General features: G+C 66.8%; 14 protein-coding genes and 1 tRNA gene. 4 read left to right on the top strand and 11 right to left on the bottom strand.

Annotated elements, in window-relative coordinates; translation table 11 throughout:
* Window positions 1–28: 28 nt before the first annotated feature.
* Genes AC5P7U_RS11755 through AC5P7U_RS11740 form a run of 4 tightly spaced genes read right to left on the bottom strand, consistent with a single transcriptional unit; the run spans window position 29 to window position 5,668 of the window.
* Window positions 29–1,162, bottom strand: coding sequence for a hybrid sensor histidine kinase/response regulator (locus AC5P7U_RS11755; protein WP_006436200.1), 1,134 nt, complete (start codon window positions 1,160–1,162; stop codon window positions 29–31).
* The gene (locus tag AC5P7U_RS11750; RefSeq protein ID WP_006436198.1) at window positions 1,159–1,734 is read right to left on the bottom strand and encodes a chemotaxis protein CheB; all 576 of its coding nucleotides are present in this window, start codon (window positions 1,732–1,734) and stop codon (window positions 1,159–1,161) included. Before AC5P7U_RS11750 ends, AC5P7U_RS11755 begins: the two co-directional genes overlap by 4 nt.
* On the bottom strand, window positions 1,734–2,558 hold the full coding sequence (locus tag AC5P7U_RS11745) for a CheR family methyltransferase (RefSeq protein ID WP_006436197.1): 825 nt from the start codon (window positions 2,556–2,558) through the stop codon (window positions 1,734–1,736). Before AC5P7U_RS11745 ends, AC5P7U_RS11750 begins: the two co-directional genes overlap by 1 nt.
* A complete protein-coding gene (locus AC5P7U_RS11740; protein WP_197563021.1) occupies window positions 2,555–5,668 on the bottom strand; it encodes a response regulator in 3,114 nt (1,037 codons plus the stop codon). The genes AC5P7U_RS11745 and AC5P7U_RS11740 overlap by 4 nt, the downstream gene beginning before the upstream one ends.
* A 151-nt stretch (window positions 5,669–5,819) precedes the next feature.
* Here AC5P7U_RS11740 and AC5P7U_RS11735 point away from each other — a divergent pair, with 151 nt between their 5' ends.
* Window positions 5,820–6,983, top strand: a complete 1,164-nt coding sequence (locus AC5P7U_RS11735) for a two-component system sensor histidine kinase NtrB (protein WP_197563019.1) — start codon at window positions 5,820–5,822, stop codon at window positions 6,981–6,983.
* Window positions 6,973–7,332: a response regulator gene (locus tag AC5P7U_RS11730; protein WP_006436191.1), complete on the top strand. Its 360-nt coding sequence runs from the start codon at window positions 6,973–6,975 to the stop codon at window positions 7,330–7,332. The genes AC5P7U_RS11735 and AC5P7U_RS11730 overlap by 11 nt, the downstream gene beginning before the upstream one ends.
* Window positions 7,333–7,398: 66 nt before the next feature.
* Here the strand turns inward: AC5P7U_RS11730 and AC5P7U_RS11725 are convergent, their stop codons facing one another.
* The 3 genes from AC5P7U_RS11725 to AC5P7U_RS11715 all read right to left on the bottom strand — a co-directional run bounded on the left by AC5P7U_RS11725 (window position 7,399) and on the right by AC5P7U_RS11715 (window position 18,161).
* Window positions 7,399–11,088 (bottom strand): TonB-dependent receptor, encoded by a 3,690-nt coding sequence (locus tag AC5P7U_RS11725; protein WP_197563017.1) that lies wholly within the window; start codon window positions 11,086–11,088, stop codon window positions 7,399–7,401.
* Window positions 11,085–17,144 (bottom strand): CshA/CshB family fibrillar adhesin-related protein, encoded by a 6,060-nt coding sequence (locus AC5P7U_RS11720; protein WP_414554833.1) that lies wholly within the window; start codon window positions 17,142–17,144, stop codon window positions 11,085–11,087. The genes AC5P7U_RS11725 and AC5P7U_RS11720 overlap by 4 nt, the downstream gene beginning before the upstream one ends.
* Window positions 17,145–17,597: 453 nt before the next feature.
* Window positions 17,598–18,161: a TetR/AcrR family transcriptional regulator gene (locus AC5P7U_RS11715; RefSeq protein ID WP_197563015.1), complete on the bottom strand. Its 564-nt coding sequence runs from the start codon at window positions 18,159–18,161 to the stop codon at window positions 17,598–17,600.
* A gap of 168 nt (window positions 18,162–18,329) precedes the next feature.
* On the opposite strand from AC5P7U_RS11715, the gene AC5P7U_RS11710 reads away from it, so the two are divergent.
* On the top strand, window positions 18,330–19,160 hold the full coding sequence (locus tag AC5P7U_RS11710) for a universal stress protein (RefSeq protein WP_197563013.1): 831 nt from the start codon (window positions 18,330–18,332) through the stop codon (window positions 19,158–19,160).
* Here the strand turns inward: AC5P7U_RS11710 and AC5P7U_RS11705 are convergent.
* Window positions 19,108–20,001 carry an AraC family transcriptional regulator gene (locus AC5P7U_RS11705; RefSeq protein WP_197563011.1) on the bottom strand — a complete coding sequence of 298 codons (894 nt, stop codon included), beginning with the start codon at window positions 19,999–20,001 and terminating at the stop codon, window positions 19,108–19,110. The two genes, AC5P7U_RS11710 and AC5P7U_RS11705, sit on opposite strands and share 53 nt — an antisense overlap.
* A 97-nt stretch (window positions 20,002–20,098) precedes the next feature.
* On the bottom strand, window positions 20,099–20,557 hold the full coding sequence (locus AC5P7U_RS11700; protein WP_197563009.1) for a GNAT family N-acetyltransferase: 459 nt from the start codon (window positions 20,555–20,557) through the stop codon (window positions 20,099–20,101).
* A gap of 169 nt (window positions 20,558–20,726) precedes the next feature.
* Here AC5P7U_RS11700 and AC5P7U_RS11695 point away from each other — a divergent pair, with 169 nt between their 5' ends.
* Window positions 20,727–21,617 carry a dihydrodipicolinate synthase family protein gene (locus tag AC5P7U_RS11695; RefSeq protein WP_197563007.1) on the top strand — a complete coding sequence of 297 codons (891 nt, stop codon included), beginning with the start codon at window positions 20,727–20,729 and terminating at the stop codon, window positions 21,615–21,617.
* Between the two features lie 71 nt (window positions 21,618–21,688).
* On the opposite strand, the gene AC5P7U_RS11690 is transcribed toward AC5P7U_RS11695, so the two are convergent.
* Both AC5P7U_RS11690 and AC5P7U_RS11685 read right to left on the bottom strand, forming a co-directional pair.
* Window positions 21,689–22,537 carry a DUF2971 domain-containing protein gene (locus AC5P7U_RS11690; protein WP_197563006.1) on the bottom strand — a complete coding sequence of 283 codons (849 nt, stop codon included), beginning with the start codon at window positions 22,535–22,537 and terminating at the stop codon, window positions 21,689–21,691.
* Between the two features lie 96 nt (window positions 22,538–22,633).
* A tRNA-Arg gene (locus tag AC5P7U_RS11685) sits at window positions 22,634–22,710 on the bottom strand.
* Window positions 22,711–22,759 lie beyond the last annotated feature (49 nt).

The following is a 22,759-nucleotide window of genomic DNA, read 5'->3' as shown; positions in this document are numbered from 1 at the left end:
CAATGCGGGTGCACCCAGCCTGAAGAGTTCAGCTTGCGGTGCCGCCGGCTGCGTCCCACCGCCGTGGGAGCCTTGCTTCGAATACGACCTGCCCTGCCTCGTTGCGCGCGCCGATGCGTCCACCATGTGCGCGCACGAACTGATCGACGATGTACAGGCCAAGGCCCAGACCTTTGCTCTGGTGGAAGCTGGCCTTGAACGGTTCGAACAGCCGCGGCAACAGCGCGTCATCGATATGGCCGGCATTGCTCACCCGCATCACCACCGTGCGCGCATCGCGCCCATCCAGCTGCACGAGGGCCTCGCTGCCATGCGTCAACGCATTGCCCACCAGGTTGGCGGCGATCTGCCCCAGCCGATCCATGTCACCCTGCAGGCGGGTATCGCCGATGGCGTCGAAATGGATACGCTCGTGACCGTGCGCGCTGCCCGCCTCGGCAATCACCGCATGGGTGACCTCGGCCAGGTCGCAGGCACTGGTCTCAAGGCGCAGGCCACCACTGCGGATACGCGAGAAGTCCAGCAGCTGCTCCACCATCCGCGCCATGCGCAGCGTGCTGGCCTCCAGGTGCTGCAGCGTCTGCTGTGCCCCCGCGTTGTCCTCCGGAAGCTCCAGCGCCAGCTTGTCCGCACAGAGCAGGATCGCCGACAGCGGCGTGCGCAGATCGTGGGTCAGCACCGCGGCCATCGTCTCATTGAGCTTGAGCGCTCGCTCCAGCGCTTCATTGCGCGCCTTCAGCAGCTGCCGCTGCTGGTACAGCTCGATGAAGACGTTGACCTTGCTCATGATCACCTGCGGCGCCACCGGCTTGTGCAGGAAGTCCACCGCACCGGTTTCGTAGCCCTTGAACGCGCGCACCGGATCGTCCGGCGAGGCGGTCAGGAAGATGATCGGCACCGTGCGGCTGCGATGCGAACCACGCATCAGCTCGGCCAGGGTAAAGCCATCGATCTCCGGCATGTGCACGTCCAGCAGGGCCAGGGCGACCTCGTGCTCGAGCAGCAGCTCGAGGGCCTGCGCACCCGAGCCCGCCAGCAACAGGTTCACACCCTCGCGCTGCAGCAGGGCCTGCATGGCTACCAGGTTCTGCGGCACGTCATCGACGATCAGCAGGTTGACCGGGGTCTGCGACTGCGCAGGGTCCGGTGGCAGCAGGTTCATGCAAACAACTCCTTCAGGCGACGACACATCAATTCAAGGGGCAGCACGGCGTCGGCGCCGGCGTGCTGCAGGGCGGAAGCCGGCATCATCGATGCCTCGGCTTCCTCGGGGCATTGCAGCCAGGCACGGCCGCCCGCGGCGCGCACTGCGGCAACACCTTCGCTGCCGTCGCTGCTGGCACCGGTCAGCAACAGCGCCAGTACCTGCGCACCAAACACGGCAGCCGCTGATTCAAACAGGGGATCGATGGCCGGACGCGAGAACAGCACCGGCGCATCGACCGACAGCGCTATGGCATCGGAATCTTCCACCAGCAGGTGGTAGTCCGGCGGTGCGAAGGTCACGGTGCCTGGCTGCAGCGGCTGCTTGTCCTCCGCTTCGCGCACCGGCAGTGCGCAATACGGCGCCAGCACCTCAGCAATACGGCTGGAGCGATCGCGTGGCAGGTGCAGCACGGCCAGCACCGGCGCGGGCAACCTGGCTGGAAGCGCCCCGAGCACGGCCTGCAGCGCTGCAACGCCTCCCGCCGACGCTCCCACCACCACCACCGCAGGGCGAGCCTGCACCACCATCAGGCCACCTTCCGGTACAGGCGGTGTTCGCGCGAACAGACGTCGAAGGCATCGTGGTGATGCCCGAACTGCAGCGACTCCTTGCTGCCCAGGCCGAGGAAACCACGGTGCACCAGCGCCTCGCGGAACAACCCGACCGCCCGGTCCTGCAGGTCGCGGTTGAAGTAGATCAGCACGTTCCGGCACGACACCAGATGCACTTCGGAAAACACGGTGTCGGTGGCCAGGCTGTGGTCGGCGAACACCACGTTGCGGCGCAGCTGGCGGTCGAACACCGCGCCATCGTAGGCGGTGGCGTAATAGTCCGACAGCGATGCCGTGCCGCCCGCCGCCAGGTAGTTGCGGCTGAACTGCGCCATGCGGTCGATGCCATACGCACCGGCTTCGGCGGTGGCCAGTGCCGCCGGATTGATGTCGGTGGCATAGACGATGCTGCGCTCGAGCAGGCCTTCCTCGTGCAGCAGGATCGCCAGCGACCACACTTCCTCGCCGGTACTGCACCCGGCCACCCACAGCTTCACCGACGGATAGGTGCGCAGCACCGGTACCACCTGTTCCCGCAGTTCGCGGAAATAGGCCGGGTCACGGAACATTTCCGAGACCTGCACGGTGAAGAACTGCATGGCCTGGGCGAACAGCTCCGGCTCGTGCAGCAGGCGGTGCTGCAGATCGACCAGGCGATCACACTCGTAGCGCTGCATGGCCTGGCGCATGCGACGGCGCAGCGACGACACCGCGTAGCTGCGGAAATCATAGTGGTAGCGCTGGTACAGCGCTTCCAGCAGGATTTTCAGTTCCAGGTCGAACAGCGCCTGCTCGTTCATTGCCGCGAGCACCAGACGCGGCACAGCGAGACCAGCTTGTCGACGTCGATGGGTTTGGCGATGTAATCGTTGGCACCGGCCTGCAGGCAGCGCTCGCGGTCGTCCGGCATCGCCTTGGCAGTCAGCGCGATGATCGGCAGGTCCTGCAGGTGGCGCTGCGCTCGGATCTCGCGCATCGCCGCCAGGCCGTCCTTCTCCGGCATCATGATGTCCATCAGCACCAGGTCGACCTCGCGCTCGGCCAGGCGATCCACCGCCTCCTGGCCATTGCGCGCGATCTCCAGGGTCACGCCCAGCGGTTCAAGCACGCTGGACAGGGCAAAGATGTTGCGCACATCGTCCTCGGCCAGCAGCACGGTGCGGCCATCAAGCACGGTATCGCGGCGCCGCGCTTCACGCAGCAGGCGCTGCTGGTCGCTCGGCAGGCTGGCCTCGACGCTGTGCAGGAACAGGGTCACTTCGTCCAGCAGGCGTTCCGGCGAACGTGCGCCCTTGATGATGATGCTCTTCGAATAGCGGCGCAGGCGCTGCTCTTCCTCGCGGTTGAGCGCGCGGCCGGTGTAGACGATCACCGGCGGGAAGCCGACATCGTCATTGCCTGCCATGTGCTCCAGCAGGTCGTAGCCGCTGCCGTCGGGCAGCGACAGATCCATCACCATGCAATCGAAGGTGACGGTGCTGAGCTGCTCCAGCGCGCCGGCCAGGGTGCCCACCGCGATGATCTGCAGCTGCTCGCGGCCGAGCAGCAGTTCCAGGTTGTGGCGCAGCTCGCTGTCGTCTTCGACGATCAGCAGGCGCCGCACGTCGCGCTGGCTGGTCTGCTCCAGCTGCTCGATGGCCGCCACCAGCCGCTCGCGCGTGGTCGGCTTGATTGCAAAACCAATCGCACCCAGCTCACGCGCCACCTGGCCGCGATCCATCGCCGAGACCACGTGCACCGGAATATGGCGTGTGTCGGGATTGCGCTTCAAGCGTTCCAGAACACTCAGGCCGGACACATCAGGCAGCCCGATATCGAGCAGGATGCCGTTGGGGCGCAGCTCCGCGGCCAGCGACAGGGCTTCTTCGGCCGTGGTCGCGACCACGCAGTCGAAATCCAGCTCATGCGCCAGCACCACCAGCGCTTCGGCGAAGGTGGCGTCGTCCTCGACCGCCAGGATCAAGCGCCCGGCGCGTTGGCGACGGCCACGATCATCAGCCACAGTAGCGATGGTCGGCGCCGCCACCGGGGCAACCGCAGGCGCGGCAGCCGTGCGTGCGGCGACCGCTGCCGCAGGCTGCGGCGAAGCCGCGATGGACACCGGCGCCGGCGCTTCAGCCGACACCGCTACCGGCGCGCCCTGCAGCGGCAGTTCCAGGATGAAGCAGCTGCCGCGGCCCGGCTCGCTGTCGACGTGGATGCTGCCGCCCATGCGCTCGGCAAGGTCGCGCGAGATCGACAGGCCGAGGCCGGTGCCGCCGTAACGGCGACGGGTACTGCCATCGGCCTGGCGGAACGCTTCGAAGATGACCTGCAGCTGCTCACGGGCAATGCCGATGCCGGTATCTGCGACTTCGAAGCGGATGCGGCCGCTGCCAGCGGCACGAACGTGCAGGCTGACCTTGCCGTGCTCGGTGAACTTCAGCGCATTGGCCAGCAGGTTCTTCAGGATCTGCTGCAGGCGCTGGCTGTCGGCCACCAGCTGGCTCGGCGCCAGCGCATCGGCCTCGATCTGCAACGCCAGGCCCTTCTGTCGGGCCATCGGCTCGAAGGTCTCGCGCAGGCGCTGCACGACGCTGTCCACCACCACCACTTCGTCGGCCAGCTCGACATGGCCGGCCTCGATGCGTGACAGATCGAGGATGTCGTTGATCAGCGCCAGCAGATCGTTGTTGGACGACAGGATGGCGCGCGCATACTTCACCTGCTCGTCGGTCAGGGTGCCGTCCTTGTTGTCGGCCAACAGCTTGGCCAGGATCAGCGAGCTGTTCAGCGGCGTGCGCAGTTCGTGCGACATGTTGGCCAGGAACTCGGACTTGTAGCGCGAGGTGGCCGCCAGTTCGTTGCTGTTGCGCACCAGCTGGCCCTGCGCCACCAGCAGCGCCTGCTTCTGCGCCTCCAGCTCGTGGGTGCGCTCTTCCAGCTGGACGTTGCTCTGCTCCAGCTCGGCCTGTTGTTCTTCCAGGTGGCTCTGCGACTGCAGCAGGCTGCGGCTCTGCTCTTCCAGTTCCTCGTTGGCCACCCGCAGTTCTTCCTGCTGCGCCTGCAGTTCCTCGCCCTGGCGCTGCGATTCCTCCAGCAGCACCACCAGCTGTGCCCGCAGCAGCGAGGCCCGCAGGGCCATGCCGATGGTCTCGCCACAGCGTTCCAGCAGCTCGCGATCCAGGTCGCGCTGCCCGCCCACCTGGGTGCGGCCCAGTTCGATGACACCGACGACGGCGCCATCGCTGCTGATCGGCGCCAGGATGCGCTCGCTGACTGGCAGTCGCCCCAGGCTTGTCTGCAGTTCAAGCACGGCGGCCTCACCGCCGTGCAGGTGCCGGATGCGTTCGTCACGGGCTACCTGCCCGGCCACGCCTTCCTGCAAGGCCAGCGACGCCGGCATGCCCGACGGCAGTGCCATGCCACCGGTCAGCTGCAGGCGTCCGCCTTCCAGCCGGTACACCGCGCCAACGTCTGCCTGCAGCTGGCCGCCCAGCTGGGTGGCCGCCGCCTCGGCGATCTGCTCAGGCCCCAGGTCACCACGCAGGCTCATCGCCACCGCATTCTCTGCTTCCTGCAGCCACAGTGCCCGCATCGCCTGCCGCCGCGCTTCGATGGCGCGGGAGACGATCAACGCGATCATCAGGAACGCGCAGCCACCAATACTGCGATTGACGAACGAGAACGATGAATTGTTGCTGGCCGGGGCCACATTGAAGCCAATCACCAGCAGCACACAGGCGATCGCGGCAACGATGAACGGCGCGCGCACGCTGCGCTGGAACACCGTCACGCCTACCGCGAGGAAATAGGCCAGCCAGACCGCATAGCCCAGCGGCACCACCAGCTCCAGGGCGATGGTGGCCGCCAGCAATACGGCGGAGGTCATCCAGATCCAGCGGTCACGCGTGGTCGCACCAGGACGCATGCAGGTCGGTTCCAGAGGGCAAAGGGTGGGTGATGGTACCCCGTGTCGCATTCAGCCGCACAGGACATTTGGCACGTGCCGCACCTGCACGTATCCTTCACACTTCAATGCCTAGCTTCACGTCCCTCACAGGGGTAACACTTATTTCCACGTGGACGCTGCAGCCTCTACGACGTCCGTACTGACGGACCCTTCCCGACAACTGCGACTGCTGATCGACAGCGTGCGCGATCATGCGCTGTACCTGCTTGATCCCGAAGGCATCGTCTGCAGCTGGAACCCGGGTGCCGAGCGCATCAAGGGCTATTCAGCCAACGAGGTGGTGGGAACGCATTTCGGTCGTTTCTACCTGCCCGCCGAGCGCGATGCCGGTGAGCCGCAGCGCCTGCTTCGCCTGGCGGCGCAGCACGGCCATGTCGCCAGCGAGGGCTGGCGGGTGCGCCACGACGGCTCGTCGTTCCGCGCCAGCGTGGTCATCGAGCCGGTCATCGAGGGCGGCGAACTGCTCGGGTTCGTCAAGATCACCCGCGACATCACCGAACACTGGCAGGCACAGCGCCTGCTGCGGGATGCCCAGCGTGCACTGCGCAACACCCAGCAGTTCGAGACGGTCGGCCGGCTCAGCCGCGGCCTGTCGCACGAGTTCAACAACCTGCTGACCACCATCGGCAACGCGCTGGACCTGCTGTCACTGCGCGTGAGCGGTGACGACGTGCGCGCCGCTGAACTGCTCGATGCCGCCCAGGCCGCGACCGACCGCGGCGCCCTGCTGACCCGCCAGCTGCTGGCCTTCAGCACCGGCCAGACCCTGATCCGCGAGCCCTTGGACATGAACGCGCTGGTGCGGCAGTGGTTGCCGGATCTGCAGCGCGCCTGCCCGCCCACACTCACCCTGGATGCACGCCTCACACCGGGCCTGCCGCCGGTGAGCACCGATGCGCTGCAGCTGCAGACCGCGCTGGCCAACCTGGTCGCCAATGCGGTGGAGGCCACCGTCGATGGCGGCCGCATCCTGATCGGCACGGCACTGGAACATCGCCTCGACCCGGATGCGGACACCACGCTGCAACGCGGATATGTCACCCTCAGCGTCTGCGATGAAGGCCACGGCATGGCCGCCGACATCGCCGAGCGGGCGACCGAACCGTTCTTCACCACCAAGGACATCGGCAAGGGCAGCGGCCTGGGCCTGAGCCAGGTGTTCGGATTCACTACCCAGAGCGGCGGCTTCGTCGACGTGTCCACCACCCCCGGTGTTGGCACCACGGTCAGCCTGCTGCTCCCCGCAACAGAGGAAACACCCGATGACCGATGACCCGATCCGCGTACTGATGGTGGAGGACCAGACTGATCTTCGCGAGATGATCGGCCTGGCCCTGCGCGACTTCGGCATCGAGGTGGCCACCACCGCCGATGGCCACGAGGCCGCGGAGCTGCTCAAGGGCGAAGCGCGCTTCGATGTGGTGTTCAGCGATATCAGCATGCCCAACGGCATGTCCGGAATCGAGCTGAGCGAGCACGTGGCACGCGAACAACCGCAGGCACGGATGATCCTCTCGTCCGGCTACGCGCGCTCGCAGCTTCCGCCGCTGCCGGAGAAGGTCGAGTTCCTGCCCAAGCCCTACCGCCTGCGCCAGCTGGTGCAGCTGCTGAAGCAGGATTGAGAATCCGCCGGGCCTGGCCCGGCGCATCCGTTCCTGTAGCGCCGAGCCCACGCTCGGCAGCGCTCCTCAGTAACGCCCCACCAGGTTCAGGTACCACCCGCGATGGGTGTAGTCGAACCTGGTCAGGTCGTCGCTGAAATCGGTGAAGTTGTAGCCCACGCCGACGCGGAAATTACGCCCGATATCGCGGTCGACACCGGCCAGCCAACCCTGCCGGGTGCCGCCGTCGCGCACGTCCAGCAGGCGGTACTCCAGCAGCCCATGCCACTGGTAGTACAGGTCGTAGCGCAGCTGGCCGGAGGCGAAGTTGGTGGCCGAGTCGAACCACGGACCGGTACCGCGCCCATAGCGCACCTCGCCTTCGCGGCGGGCCGCCTTCGCCGCCACTTCCCAGCGCTGGTCGATGCGATACACGCCCTCAAGTGACAGCACCTGGGTGCGCTGGTCGTAGTCGACACCATTGACCTGCCCCATCGTCGACAGGTCATACAGGTAGCTGTAACGGCCGAACAGCGCCCAGCGATCGTTGTCCCAGGGGCGGTAGGCGAAGCCGAGGTTGCCCTCGATGAAGCGCGCACCCGCCACCGGATTGATCGCATCATCGGTGTCGGCGTAGTTGAAGCGCGCCGCGATCCGCCAGCTGTCGTTGAGGCGGTGGCTCAGCCGGTTGGTGCTGACCCACTGCGTGCGTCGCTCCGCGCCGGTGTCGCGGCGCCACTCCAGCTTGCTCTGCCATTCGGTGCCCGGCGAGGTCCGCCCGCCGGACAGGCTCACCGCCTTGCGATCGACCTGCCCGGTGCTGGCGTCGAGCTTGCCGTTGCTCAGCGTGAAGCCGGCGTTCCAGCCTACGGCAGGATAGAAATCCATGCCGAAGGTGTGCGCCAGCCCGGATTCCTGCCCGGATTTGAGGAACTGGCTTTCGTTGAACACGTTGACCTGGTCGGACAACCGCCAGCGTTGGCCCAGCGTCCAGCCATCCTGCGCGTTGGGGCTGAACAGCGGGTCGTATTCACTGCGGTCGGTCGACTGGGTGAATGCACCATAGAAGCTGTGCTGCGGGGTCAGCCGGTACTCGGCATTGACCTGCGCCGCCGTGCCGCGGTCGCCATCACTGACCTCGGCGCCGACGGTCGACAGATTGGCGAAGGTCCAGGTGCCGCCGGCCACCACCGCATCGTTGTCGGCATAGCGGCCATGGTCGTCGTCCACGGTCAGCTGGCCGCCACCGTAGACATCCAGCGACGTGCCGATGCGATGGGTGTAGCGTGCTGCAGCCAGCACGCCGGCCACGTTGCTGCCACTGCCGCGGTCCTCCTGCACCCGGCGCAGCTCGGCCGACAGGCGGTCGTTCTCACCGATCCGCCATTCGGCGGTGGCCTGTGCCTGGGTCAGCGACTGCGCACCACGACGTGCCTCGCTGTAGCGTGCGTACAGACTGAAGTCGTCGGTCACATAACCGAGCAGCTCGGCGCCCTGTTCGCGCACCCGCTGACCGGTATCGAAGCGTCCGACCGAATAGCCACCGTCCACCTGTCGCCACCAGGCCCCCGCGCTCCAGTCGCGCTGGGTCCAGCCCAGCTCGCGCAGGTTGACGCGTGCCTCGACGGCGGTCGCCTCGCCTTCGCGCGGTCCTTCCGGATTCAGGCGGCTGAAGCTGAGGCCGCCGTTGTCGGAGAAGAACACCGGTGCACTGGTCGCCTCGCTGCGGCTGTGTTCGACCTTCAGATAGGTACCGCGGCCGGCCTGCAACGTCAGGTCCGCGCCCTTCAGCGAATAGTCCTGGCCGGCGCGCTGCTCGTCCACATAGGTGGCACCCACTGCGACATGATCGCCAAACCAGTGCTTGCCACGCACGCCCGCGGTGATGTCATCGCTGTCGAAGCCGGTCGGCACCCACTCGTAATCCACGATCAGGCGCTGTTCGTAACCATCCAGCGGCACATCACGGCTGATCCGGCGCAGGTTCTCGCGGCTGACCTGCGCCAGTGGCCGGGTCAGCAGGATGCGGCCCTGCAGGGCGTCGATCTCATAGTCGGCACCGCGCACCATCGGCACACGCTGCTCCACGCGTCCGGTGGTGCGGTCACGGATTTCCAGCACCACCTGGTCCGAGCCACTGAGGATGCTGGCGTGGCGCAGGTAGTACAGGCTGCCGCCGGTACCGATGAACTCGCTGTGCCCCGGCGCAGTCTCGGCCTGCGAGCCGAACAGGCGCAGCTCGCTGCGCGCGTCGCCCCAGGCGTTGGCACCACGCGAGCGCCACGACAACGCCGCTCCGTACAGCGAACGCACGTACTGCGCGTACTCGGTGCCGGTCAGCCCGGTGTTGTAGTTGCCCCACAGCGCCTGGTTCTTGTCCCAGTCCATGCGCAGGTAGAAGCGCCCCATGCTGTCGACATCGCGCTGGGTCAGCGAATCATCGCCGTAGGTCGGGTAATACAGGTCAGGATCCAGGCTGCGGAACAGATCGCGCGGATCGGCGGTGGTAAAGCCGGTGAACAGCTCGTCCAGCGGGCGATTCTGGGTATCGGCCTGCGCGGTCAGCAGGTAGCGGCCACGGGTCTTGGCCTTCAGGTAGAAGGCCAGGCGCCCATCGCTGAGCACATCATCGTTGCGCTCGCCACGTGCCAGATCCTGCCCTGCCCCGCTGGCCTTGTTCTGGTACACGGTGATGTCGGCCAGGCCGACACCGAACAGGTACTGGCCACTGACATCGACCTGCAGCGTGCGCGCGATCGCCGGTGCATCCGGTCGCTCGACACGCACATCGAAGGCATGGCGGCCGATCGGCATCAGGTACTCGGCGGCGAACTTGCGATCCTGGTCCAGTGGATAGCTGTCGCCGTTGATCCTCAGCGAGGCCCCCAGCGGCAGGTCGCGGCCACGCAGGCGCACCCGCGAGCCGTACACCGGAATGTTCTGCTGGCGCAGGCCGTTGCTGTCGAACACCTGCTGCAGCAGCGACAGCGACGCCGCCTGGTTGGCATCGACGGCGGTGCCGCGGCGATCTTCCAGCGCATCGCGCAGCTGCTGGTTGCCCCGCTCGAACTCCGCCGGAGTGACCAGCTGCATCGACTGCGCGGTGGTTTCATCGACATTGCCCTCGGCGTCGAAGGCACGCAGCACGTAGACCAGGCGGTCGCCGCGACGCAGCGGCGTCGACGCCGGCAGGGTGCCATCCCAGGTGCCCTGTGCGACGGCGGCCACCGGCAGTTCGAACGTTGCCAGCGGCGCGACCCGGTCGGAGTCGCTGCCGCGGTAGACGCTGACTTCCAGGCGCTGGATGAAGGCGGTGTAGTTGCCGCGCACGTAGAACTCGACCGGACGCACGATGCGCCCTTCGTCGAAGGCCACCATGCCCGGCGCCGACACCGATAGTTCCGGCTGGCCCATCGCGGGGTCTTCGGTAGCCCAGATCGCGCCGCCTTCCGGCAGGCGGATCATGAACTCGCCACGCACGGTCGCCCTGCCCGGCTCATCGATGGCCACGCTGACCCGGCGATCCGGCTGCAACGCCTGCGAGCTGGAACGCGTGGACGTTCCTTCGGTCACCGGCTCGTCGTAGCTGCGCGAGCGCAGGCTGAACAACAGCTCGCCCTCGGCATTGCACTGGGTGCCGTCACACCGGATCGGTGCCGGATCGGCGATGGGCGGGGCGGCCTGGGCGGTAGCGGCCAGGCCCAGCAGCAGCGCCTGGTACAGCGCGGCACGCGGCAGGCGGGCCGCGCGACGGGCGGCAGAGTGATGCGCGCTCATCGGCGGGTCTCCTGTTGGCGGGCGGCCGCACGGGTAGCGGCGCTCTCCTCGTTGCGAACGCGCAGGCGCTGCTGCACGGCGGGGCTGAGCTGGCTGCGCAGCGCCTCGAACACGGCGCTGGCACGGCGCAGGCCCAGTGCCTGGTTGTAGGCGTGGCTGCCGCGCACATCGGTGTGCCCGACCAGGCTGACCTGGCCACCGCCCATCTTCTCCAGGCGCGTGGCAATCGCCGCCAGCAGCGGCTTGAACTCCTCGCGTACGGTGGCCTTGTCGGTGTCGAACAGCACGTTGCCCAGCAACGCGCCATTCGCATCGACACCGGCCAGCAGCGAATGCGGGTCCTGCACATCGGTGCGCAGCTGCACGGTCAGGCCAGCACGCGCGCTTTCGGCCACTTCGGCCTGCAGCGCATCGCGCACCACTGCGGCACGGGCGAAGGCCAGCGCCTGGCTTTCGCCATTGGCCGCGATCACCACATCACCGCCCTGGTAGCGGTTCACCACCTCGGCCATCTTCACCAGCACCGGGCGGTAGTCGGCACGCAGCTCGCTGCTGCCCGGGGCAAACAGCACTTCGCCCAGGGCCAGCTCCATTCGCTCGGCCGGCGCCTGTGGCGACGGCGGCAGGCGCACGCCAAAGCTGAAGCGCGTCGGCACGCCCTGGGTCACCCGCCGCAGCAGCGGATTCTCGGTCGTCAGCTCCGCACCGGCCGGCACCGTGGCCGGGTCCAGCTTGATGATGAAGTTGCGGCCCAGGCGCGCATCACCGCCGTGGACGTCGGCCAGGTGATAGCGGCCGAACGGATCGGTCTCCACCAGCAGGCCCTCCACCGTGGCCAGGCGCACGCCAGGGATGCCCTGCTCCTGGATGCCCTCGTTGCCGATCACATAGGCCACTTCATAGCCCTCAGCGACGCGGGCAATTTCGCGGCGCACGGTCGGCTCGGCGGCGGTCAGGCCCTTGCCGGCCTCGCCACTGCGCTGCACGTCCGTGCCGCCCTGCGCGTCCATCCGCAGGCGGTGACCCTGCGCGCTTTCCAGCACGAAGTCGTCAGTGAAGGCCAGTTCGCGCAAGCGCTGCCGCACCACCACCTGGTGTGCCTCGGCGGTGTCGGACGTCGACGCGCGGCCGTGCACCGTGCCGATCTGCACGCCGTGCAGCAGCGGTGCGCTGGCATCGGCCAGCGGTTGCGGGCCATCGCCGCGATCCAGCGTGGTCGAGCCGGCCACATAGGCCGAGGGCGCGAAGCCACCCTGCACGCGTACACCGGTCAGTTCGGCACTGTCCTGCCAGCCGTCACCATCGCGGTCATCGAACACGGTACCGAACACCAGGCTGTCTTCCAGCAGCGGGTCGGCATCCATCGCCACTTCGGCGGTGGCGATGTTCGACAGCGGGCTGCCATCATCGGCCGTCGCCACGGCCTGGTTCACGTGATTGCCACTGCGTACGCCAGCACCGACGCGCAGCAGGTAAGTGATGGTGGCACTGCGGCCGACCGCGATATCCACCGCGCCGATGCGCAGCGGCGACTGGCTGCTGGCCAGCGAGAACGCGCCGTCATCGTCGGCCACGCGCATCGAACCATCCACGTAGCTGAAGCCCGGCGGCGGCGTATCGACCACCACGCCATCGCGCCAATGGCTGCTGCCAACGTTCTCGACCACCAGCTGGTAGCGCACCAGATCGCCCACCTTCACCCGGCGCGGACTCGCGGTCTTGGTGATGCGCAGCGCGAAGTCGGACACCACCTTGTGGCGCGTCTCGCAGGTCGTGCATTCGGGCGGCGGCGAGCCATCCGGGTACTGCCCGCGCAGGCGGTTCAGCACCTCGGTACGCGCCTCCTGATTGACGATCGCCTGGTAGACCCACTCATGACGGCCAACCGCGGTTCCCGCAGGCAGCGTGCACACGATGTCCGTTGCCTGCTGCACGCATCCGGCCGGCAGGCTTTCGATGCTCAGCCCGGCATCGGGCGTGTCCACCAGCTGCAGCGGCTTGCGCAGTGAAGCGCGCTGGACCGTGGCGACCAGGGTATAGCGCAGTCGATCGCCGGGACGCACTTCCGTGCCGCTGGCTGGACCGGCCTGCTTCTCCAGCACGACGCGCGGTTCTGCAAGCGCGTGCTCGGTGCTGCAGTCGCCGCTGCAGGTGGGCGTGTCACCGCCACTGCCCAGCACCGCGTTGCGCACGCTGCCACTGGCCTGTGCATTGACCAGCGCGCGATAGCCCAGCGTGTAGGTGCCCGGCGCGGTGCCGGCCGGCAGCGAGCAGACCAGCGGATTGCTGGCGTTGCAGGTGAACGGTCCCGGCTGGGTGACCGACTGCAGGTCCAGGCCCACGCCCAGCGTGTCGGTCAGCACCAGCGTATCGGTGGTCTGCGAGTTCGCGACGGTCACTTCAACGCTGTAGTCGACCGCATCGCCGACGCCAACCGGCGCGACGGTGGAGGACTGCTTGCGGTAGGTCACCACCGCTGCCAGCACCGGGGTGGTGGTGCTGCAGTTGCTGGTACAGGTATTGGTACCCGTGCCACCACCCAGCACCGCGTTGCTCACGCTGCCCTTGGCCTGCGCGTTCACCTTCGCGGTGTAGTCCACCGTATACGTGCCCGGCGCGGTGCCGGCCGGCAGCGTGCATACCATCGGGTTGGCCGCGTTGCAGCTGAAACCCTGGCTGGCAGTCACCGCGCCGAAGTCCAGACCGGGACCCATCGTATCGGTCAGGGTGAACACCGCCGTGGTGCGCGAGTGGCTGACCACGGCGGTCAACGTGTAGGCGATGCTGTCACCGACCTTGACCGGACCTGCCGCTACCGAAGTCTTGCGATAGTCGATCTCACTGCCGGTGACCGGCGTGGTGGTATCGCAGTTGGCGGTACAGGAGGGATTGTCGCCGCCGCTGCCCAGCACGGCATTGGTGACCTGGCCGCTGGCCTGCGCGTTCACCACCGCGGTGTAGGACAGGCTGTAGCTGCCCGGCACGGTCCCCGCAGGCAGGGTGCAGACCAGCGGATTGGCCGCGTTGCAGCTGTAGGCGCCCGCACTGGTCACGGCGCCGAAGTCCAGGCCCGTACCCAGGGTGTCGGTCAGGGTCACCACATCGGTGGTGCGCGAGTTGGTCACCACCGTGGTCAGTGTGTAGGTCAGGCGATCGCCCACCGAGACCGGGCCGGTGCCGTTCACCGACTTGGCATAGCTCACGCCGGGCGCCGCCACCGGGGTGGTGGTGTCACAGTTGGCACTGCACGACGGATTGTCGGTGCCGCTGCCAAGCACGGCGTTGCGGACACTGGCGCTGGCCTGCGCATTGACGGTGGCGCGGTAGGTCAGGCTGTAGGTGCCCGGCACGGTGCCGGCCGGCAACGTGCACACCAACGGCTGGGTGCCATTGCAGGTGAAGATGCCGGCGCTGCTGACGCCGCCGAAGTCCAGGCCACTGCCCAGGGTATCGGTCAGGGTGACCACGCCCGTGGTGCGCGCACGCGAGACGGTCGCACTCAGCGTGTAGTCGATGGTGTCACCGATTCGCACCGGACCGCCGGTAGACGCCTGCTTGGCATACACCACCAGCGCGCTGGCCATCGGCGTGGTGGTATCGCAGCTGCCCACGCAGGACGGATTGTCGGTGCCGCTGGGCACCACCGCGTTGCGCACCTGGCCGCTGGCCTGTGCGTTGACGATGCCGGTATAGGAGAACGCGTAGCTGCCCGGAACGGTACCCGCCGGCAGCGTGCAGACCAGGGGATTGCCCGGCGTGCAGCTGAAAGCGCCTGCGCTGGTAATGCCGCCGAAGTCCAGGCCAGCACCCAGCGTATCGGTCAGCGTGGTCACCGCGCGGGTGCGCGCGTCAGCCACCACGACCGTCACGGTATAGGCCACCGCATCACCGATCGCGACCGGGCCGGCGGTACTACTGGCCTTGGACACCGAGATCCTCGGCGCGGCCACGGGCGTGGTGGTGGTGCAGTTGCTGCTGCAGGTGGGGTTATCGGTGCCGGTGCCGACCACGGTGTTGACCACCTGGCCGCTGGCCTGCGCATTGACGGTGGCCGTGTAGCTCAGGCTGTAGGTGCCGGGCACGGTGCCGGCCGGCAGCGTGCACACCAGAGGATTGGCTGCGTTGCAGGTAAATGCACCGGCGTTGCTGACACTGGCGAAATCCAGGCCGGTGCCCAGGGTGTCTGTCAGCGTCAACAGGTCGCGGGTGTTGCCATCGGCCACGGTTACATCGACGGTGTAGCTCACCGTCGTGCCCACCGCGACCGGGCCGGCCGTGTTGGAGCGCTTGGCATAGCCCACGCGCGTCACCGGCACGGTCACATCGCTGCGCGTGCAGTGGTCGGCATCGGTGCAGCTGGCGCCCGGCGCGGGTGCATTGCCGCTGTTGAAGGGGTCGTAGCCACCGCCGACGCTGGCGTGATTGGTCAGCACGCCGGTCGCCGCTGCAGTGACGGTCACCGGCAGGGTGAACACCGAACTGGACCCGGCGCTGCCTGCCGCTGCAAGGACCTGGGTGCTGGTGCAGGTGACGTCCTGGCCGCTGGCGGTGCAGCTCCAGTTGCCACTGGCATGCGTGCCGCTCCAGTTCGGCGCGATGCCGGCCGGCAGCTGGTCACGCACGGTGATCGTGCCCGCCGCCACATTCGGCGGATTGCCAGTCGGCACATCGCTGGTGTTGCTCACCGTCAGCGTGTACTCGGTGCCGGCCTGGCCATAGTTCCAGACGCCGCCGGTGGCATTGTTGCTCTTCACCACCTTCAGCGACGGCGCAGTGATGGTGATCCGGTGGTCCTCAACCTCGCCGTCGTCGGCCACGCCGGTCGGGTTCTGGATCTGGACCGCGTTGGTGGAGTAGCGCAGGCGCACGTAGCTGGTACCCGCCAGTACCTGGGCGGGCACGGTCCAGGTCAGGTTCGCCTGGCCACCACTACAGGCCGCGATACCGCTGCGCTCGTTGGCATCGAACACTCCATTGCGGTTGAAGTCGATCCAGCCGGCCACGCTGCCATTGCCCACGCAGGCGACCGGTTGGTTGATCTGGGTACCGGCCTGCATCACCGTCAGGCGGTAGCTGGTCGGCCAGGCATCCTCTTCGCGGCTTCCCACCTGCGGGAAGTTGTCATCGCCCAGCGCATCCAGGCTGTAGCTGCTGCGCTGCTCGGTATCCGGGCCGAGGCTGCCGAGGAAATCGGTCAACGGCGGCGCCAGGCCACCCGGCGTGTAGCCCGCGGTGTTGATGTTGAAGTTGCTGGCGCCCTGCGGGATGCCGTCGGAACGGAACTGCAGATCGTCCACCACATGCATGGCGTCGCCATAGCTCTGCGGCGCATCGCCGAAGTCGGCGTAAGGCACCAGCAGACCGATCGCGATCGCCGTGGTGCCGCCGCCGCGCATCGAGAAGCCCATGTTCACCGCCAGGTTGCCCGGCGCGTGTGCGGCATTGTCGAAACTGAGGAAGGTGACCGCCGCGGTGTTGTCGTCGTTGCCGGGGCCGAAGCGGATGACCTGGTTGGCACCGCTGGTCGATTTGTTGACCAGGTACGGCGTGGCATTGGCCAGGTTCTTGCGGACCTCGACCACGTTCCAGGTGCCCTGCGCGCTGGCTTCGACGAATTCGCCGCTGTTGTTGATCGACTCGGCGTCGGCCATCACCACGCCGCGCAGGCGGTACGGGGCGCCGCCCAGGGTCGAGGTGCAGGTGATGCTGAAGCTGGAGGTGCCGCTGGCACGCGCGATGCCGGCGATCAGCTGGTTGCTGGTGCCAGTGCCGCCGATATTGTAGAGGTCGTCAAGGCTGTCGCCACCGAAGTTGCCGGGGCGATAGCTGCGCAGCACATTGGTCTCGGCCGTGTTCAACCGGCAATCGACGCGCAGGTTCACCCCGGCCGCGACCGGCATGTCGATGGACGACATCGCGCCATCATTGAGTGCGACGTTGTTCACGCCATTGGCACCGCCGCCCCAGGTCAGCCACAGCACGGTGTTGCGGTACGGACTGCTGCCACCGGTGGCGTAGGCGGCGGCCCAGGCCAGCGACGGCATCGTCAGCGACAACAGGGCCAGCAGGCCGGCCCTCAGCCATCCGCTGGATCGCCCTGTCCGGGCACGTTTTTTGGGATGAACGCATCCACCGCCCGCGCTTTCGCGCGACGTCGTCGACTGCCACATGGTTGATTTCCCCGTCGTCGACCCTTGCCGGGCCGAAGGTCAGTGGGTGACCAGCAACGAATTCCCCGGTGCGGCGGCACACTTGACTGCGTGTTCCGCCGGGTCCGTGGCGATCTGCTTCGTCCCTTGTCCCCGGTTGGTCAGGCACATATAACTGTGACGACCATAACATATTGCAAACAATTATGTGATGACAATCACATTCACATTTGCAGAGTCTGGCGTCAGCTCCACGCGTCCAGTTATAGCGGGCACACAGCTTCGGGCCGGGCACGATTCCGGCAGCCGCCGCCTACTTTCCGGCAAAACACCACGCAGATTCGGCAGCGGTGTGGGTCGTCAGGGCTGCTTCGCGCCCTGCAGGAAGGACACCAGCAGCGTCGACGCTGCCATCGCCGGCGCCAACCGGCCCCGTGCCAGCGACCAGGTGATGCCGTAGAAGCAGGTCCAGTAGAAGTCGGCCAGCCACACGGCGGTGAATCCGAGATTGAATACCCCGGATTTCTGGCCGCGCAGGAAAAAAGCCTCGAAACGCTCGCCAATCGGCGCCCAGCGCCCGGGCAGCAGATGCAGGTCGCCCTGGCGCTGCTGCTCTTCCATCATGCGCGCGAACAGCAGCGTCACCAGCTCCCAATCGGCCAGCAGTACATCGGTCACCCGCTCCAGCACCTGCATCGCGTCGGCATCCGCGTCGAACCAGGTGGCCGCCGCCTCCAGCCGTTCAAACCCCGCCACAAACAACGCCTCGTCGATCGCTTCTCGGGTGGGCGCGAACCGGTACAGCGTCGCCCGGCTGATACCGGCACCGCTGGCCAGTTCGCTGAGCGTGCAGCGCGGGTGGCTGACCAGCGTGGCTGCGAGGGCATGGTGCAGGTCGCGGCGGGAACGTGCTGCAGGACGCATGGAAGTACCGGATTCGAGACACCCTCACGCTAGCATGAATCATCAATTAATGAACTGAATCAAAAATGATTCATCAGAATCACGATTGCGCTACAACTGGCGTGCGTCCGGTGCACCCGGGTCGGTGCACGCAGGGATCGCGTCACAGGCATCGAAGGAGACACCGCCATGCTGCATCCGCTACGCGACATTGCCGTGCTGTTCGATGCCAGCGACACCGGGCACCGGGTCCTGAACATCGCCGCCCGCCTGGCGCAGGTCCAGCAGGCCCACCTGATCGCGGTCTCCACCGCCCAGCATCCCAGCGACATCGCCAGCGGCTTCGCCCGTGGTGCCGGCATTGCCGCTGCACTCGACCATGAGGCACGTGCCGATGCCGCCTGCACCGCACAGCTGATGCAGAACCTGCGCGCCGCCGCCGAGCCGCTGCGGATCAGCACCGAGCTGCGCATCGTTTCAGACTATCTGGGCGGCGCTGATCTCTCCCTGCACTCGCTGTACTGCGACCTGATCATCGCCGGCTATCCACACACGCCGGGGGCGCCCAGCGGCTGGCACCCCCTCGGCACGCTACGCCAAACCGGTGTGCCGATGCTGCTGGTGCCGCCGCACTGGCGCGGCGAACAGGTCGGCCAGCGCATCGTGGTCGCCTGGAATGCCAGCAAGCAGGCACGCCGCGCGGTGGCCGATGCGCTTCCCCTGCTCGCCCGCGCACAGTCCGTGCACCTGCTGATGGTCGACACCCCCAAGGCGGAGGCCGCACCGGGTGCCGAGATGGCCCAGCATCTGGCACGGCATGGTGTAGAGGTCGAGATCCAGGCGATCAGTTCCACACACGACGGCGTTGCCGCAACCATCCGCCAGCATGTCCTCGATGCCGAAGCGGACCTGCTGGTACTGGGCCCCTACAGCCGCAGCCGGGTGGTGGAGCGCGTGCTCGGTGGAGTCACCGAGAACCTGCTGGCCGAAGTTCCGGCACCGCTGTTCGTATCCCACTAGCGATGTCCTGCCCCGCGCGGCGGTAGGCGGTCAACGATTGCCCGGTATGCCGCCGGAAATAGCGGCACAGGTAGGACGCATCCTCGAAGCACAGGCGTTCGGCGATGCGTCCGATCGGCAGCTCGCTGTAGCTCAGCCACGCCTTGATCTCCAGTACCACCTGACGGTCGATCAACGCCTTCGGCGTCTGGCCAAAGCATTCGCGGGTCAGCTGTGACAGATAGAACGGGGTGATGCACAGTGCTTCGGCGTAGGACTGCACGTCGCGCTGGCGCGTGCTGCGCTGGCCGACCAGCTCCCAGAAATTCCAGGCCAGGCGCTCACGCCAGCTGATCGGCGCTGTGGGCGCGCCCTTCGCCGGCAGCAGCGTGGCGAATTTGAGAAAGAAGATCTGCAGCAGAGTGCGCAGCATCACATGCCGGTACCGGCCGCCGCTGTGGTGTGCATCCATCAGCTGTTGCAGCCACCCCTGCAGCAACGGCACCTCCAGCGGTGACGGCATGCAATGGAGCTGCTCGCGCAGGAACTTGAACAATGCGTTGGGCAGTACGTAGGCCACTTCGGACGCCAGCGCCTTCGGCATCAGGCAGACCACCGCAAGGAAGCCACGCGAGCGCTGCCGCAACAGCGCCAGCGTGTCCTCGGCCAGCACCAGCACGTCGTGCCGCTGCACAGCCACCTCACGGAAGTTGAGGGCGAAGCGCGCACGCCCCGACACACAGACCAGCAGCGCCAGGCGGGTGTGCCCGAACGACAGCGGGACACCCTGCCCCTCGGCCAGCGTGCTGACCTCCAGGCGCATGGATTCGTCCTGATCCAGAAGCTGGGGTATGCGGTCCATCAGCGGATCCGGCTGGATTCCGGAGCCGAGCATACCGGGCCCAGCCCATCTGTTGTGAAAAGTACCGAAGGCATCAAGGCCCGTCACGCGGCGCCCGTCATCCGCCACCGCGCTGCATGAACAGCACGTCAGGCGTCGAGGCATCGTCCACGGGTTGGAAGCCGAAGTCGCGATACAGGGCTACCGCCACGGCATTGTCCCGATAGACCCGCAGGGTCAGGCGCTGTACGCCCGGTGATTGCAGGGCCTCGGCGCCCAGCAGCTGCATCAGCACGCGCCCCAGCCCGCGCCCCCGCGCCTGGGGCGAAACGATGATCCGGCCCAGATGAGCCGTGCCAGGCTCGCTCAACCAGTACTGGCCGAAGCCTACGCAATCACCCTGCCCGTCCAGCAGCACCCGCCCCGGGCGAGTGCCCAGCCCAAGCACCTGCGCGAACGCTCCGGCCGGCACAGGGAATGCGACACCCGGGCCGGCCCAGCGCTGCGTGGCTGCAGCCGAATCGAGCCAACGGGCGATGCGCGCGTAGTGCGAAGGCTGGACCGGCTGCAGCTGCATGGGCAGGACAATGCGGACGTGACGTGGGCATCCATTGTGGGCGTCCTGGAACGCGCAGTCACGCCACGCCGCAGCCCTTGAATTTTGTCCTAGGACAATAAACAATTCCGGGCGTCCACACACCTGCCGCCCGACGGCAGCCCGTCTCTTTCACATTCCCGGGTATCCCATGTTCAAAGGTCTCAGCGCGTTTCCGCTTACGCCGCTCAGTGGAGATGACGTCGACACGCGCGCTTTTGCCGCACTGGTCGAGCGCCTGGCCGCATCCGGGGTGGACTCGATGGGCATTCTTGGCTCCACCGGCAGCTATGCCTATCTGGAGAAAACCGAGCGCAAGCGCGTGCTGCGCGAGGCCCTCGCCCATGCCGGCGGCGTACCAGTGATCGTCGGCGTCGGCGCCCTGTGCACCCGCGACGTGCTGGAACTGGCCAGGGATGCCGAAGATGCCGGCGCTTCCGGCCTGCTGCTGGCGCCGGTGTCCTACCAGCCGCTGAAGGAACACGAGGTCTACACACTGTTCGAATCGGTGAGCATGGCAGTGCGCACCCCGATCTGCGTCTACGACAATCCCGGCACCACCCGCTTCCAGTTCTCCGATGAGCTGCATGGGCGGATCGCCGCGCTACCCAACATCGGCTCGATCAAGATCCCGCGCCTCTCCGACGACCCGGCCGCAGCCGCGGTACGCGTTGCCACGCTGCGCGCCCACATTCCGGCGCACGTCACGCTGGGGATCAGTGGTGACGCCGCCGCCGTGCGCGGACTGGCCGCGGGCTGCGATGGCTGGTACTCGGTGATCGCTGGCCTGTTCCCCGAGGCAGCGCTGCGCATCACCCACGCAGCGCGCAGTGGTGACATGCCCACCGCTGAGGCGGCGTCCGCGCGGTTGGCACCGCTCTGGGCGCTGTACGACCGATTCGGCGGCATCCGCGTGATGGCATGCGCTGCCGCGCTGATGGGCCTGTGCAGTGACGACTGCCTGCCGCGGCCGTTGCTTGGGCTGCAGGGCAATGAGCGGGCGCAGGTGGCCGAAGTGCTGCAGCACCTCGCCCTGCACTGAAAAAGGGGACGGAGGGAATCAAGTTGTTTGTGCCTCAAACGACTTGATTCCCTCCGCCCCCTTTTCTCGTGCTATCTGTACGACGCTGCAGATTTCAAAACGCGCGTCGACGTATAACCCATCGTCCCCAGCATGATCTGCATCTGCACCTCGCTGGCTTCGGCTCGCGGCCCGATCCAGACTTCGCGGATTGCCTCGACCCTGTCGGGCAACCGCAGGTCCGAGTACGGGGTAGGATTTGTACCGCGCATGAGGAATTTCAGCTCTGAAGCCGCCTTCTGTCGCGAGGGGTAGGCGAGCTTCAGCATGGGCCCCACACCGTCCACGACGATAGGATTGGACAGCCGAACCTCGGATTCCTCACTGAATGCGGGATTCTTCATGCCAGCCGTTTCTATAAGCAGCCCCATGATGGCCCACCTCACTTTTTCCGGATCAAGTCCTGCCGGCGTTGCGGAACTGATCAGAATCTGCTTGAACGCATTCCCCAGCATTCTGCGCTGCGCATCAACGTCATAACAAACGCGAATCTTGCTACCTTTCATCGCGGCGATGGATTTCGCGGAGAAACCAACGCAGAACCCTGCCCCGTTGTTCGCATAGGCACGCCACTGGCTGAGCTGGTCTCTTCTTGTGGAGAAGCAGCAGGCGAGCACCTTGAACATGTTGCGGCCCGACGCCAGGTACTCATCAATGGGAGTCCTGGTCTTGACCACCCTGGTCACTTCATCGCTGGCCAGAATCTCTCCCAGCAGCTTCGTTCCCCAACTCAGTTCCATTGAGTCGTTCATCGTTGTGAGATCACAAAGACGAAGGGTTCCGTGGCTGAGAATCGCCAGGAGGGTATCTGCGGAGCAGTAGTGATACAGCAGCTCGTCTTTGCTCTCCGGGAGGTACCGCAATTCGGGCATCAACGACATCAGCTCCTCCCTGAGCTCGGGCGGCGGGGCCAGACGATGGCCAACGACCCCGCATGCAGCAGGCAGAAACGGGCCGCCGCGATACGCTATCCATTATGGTGACCCCGGCCCGATTCGAACGGGCGACCTTCCCCTTAGGAGGGGGACGCTCTATCCAGCTGAGCTACGGGGCCATGCAGCCGGGAAGTTTACAGGCAACACGCCCTGCCCTCCAAGCATTCA

The organism is Stenotrophomonas sp. YJH_SMC_57, assembly GCF_059369755.1.
Note: the sequence above shows the minus strand (reverse complement) of the source record. Positions and strands in the feature narration are given on the sequence as shown.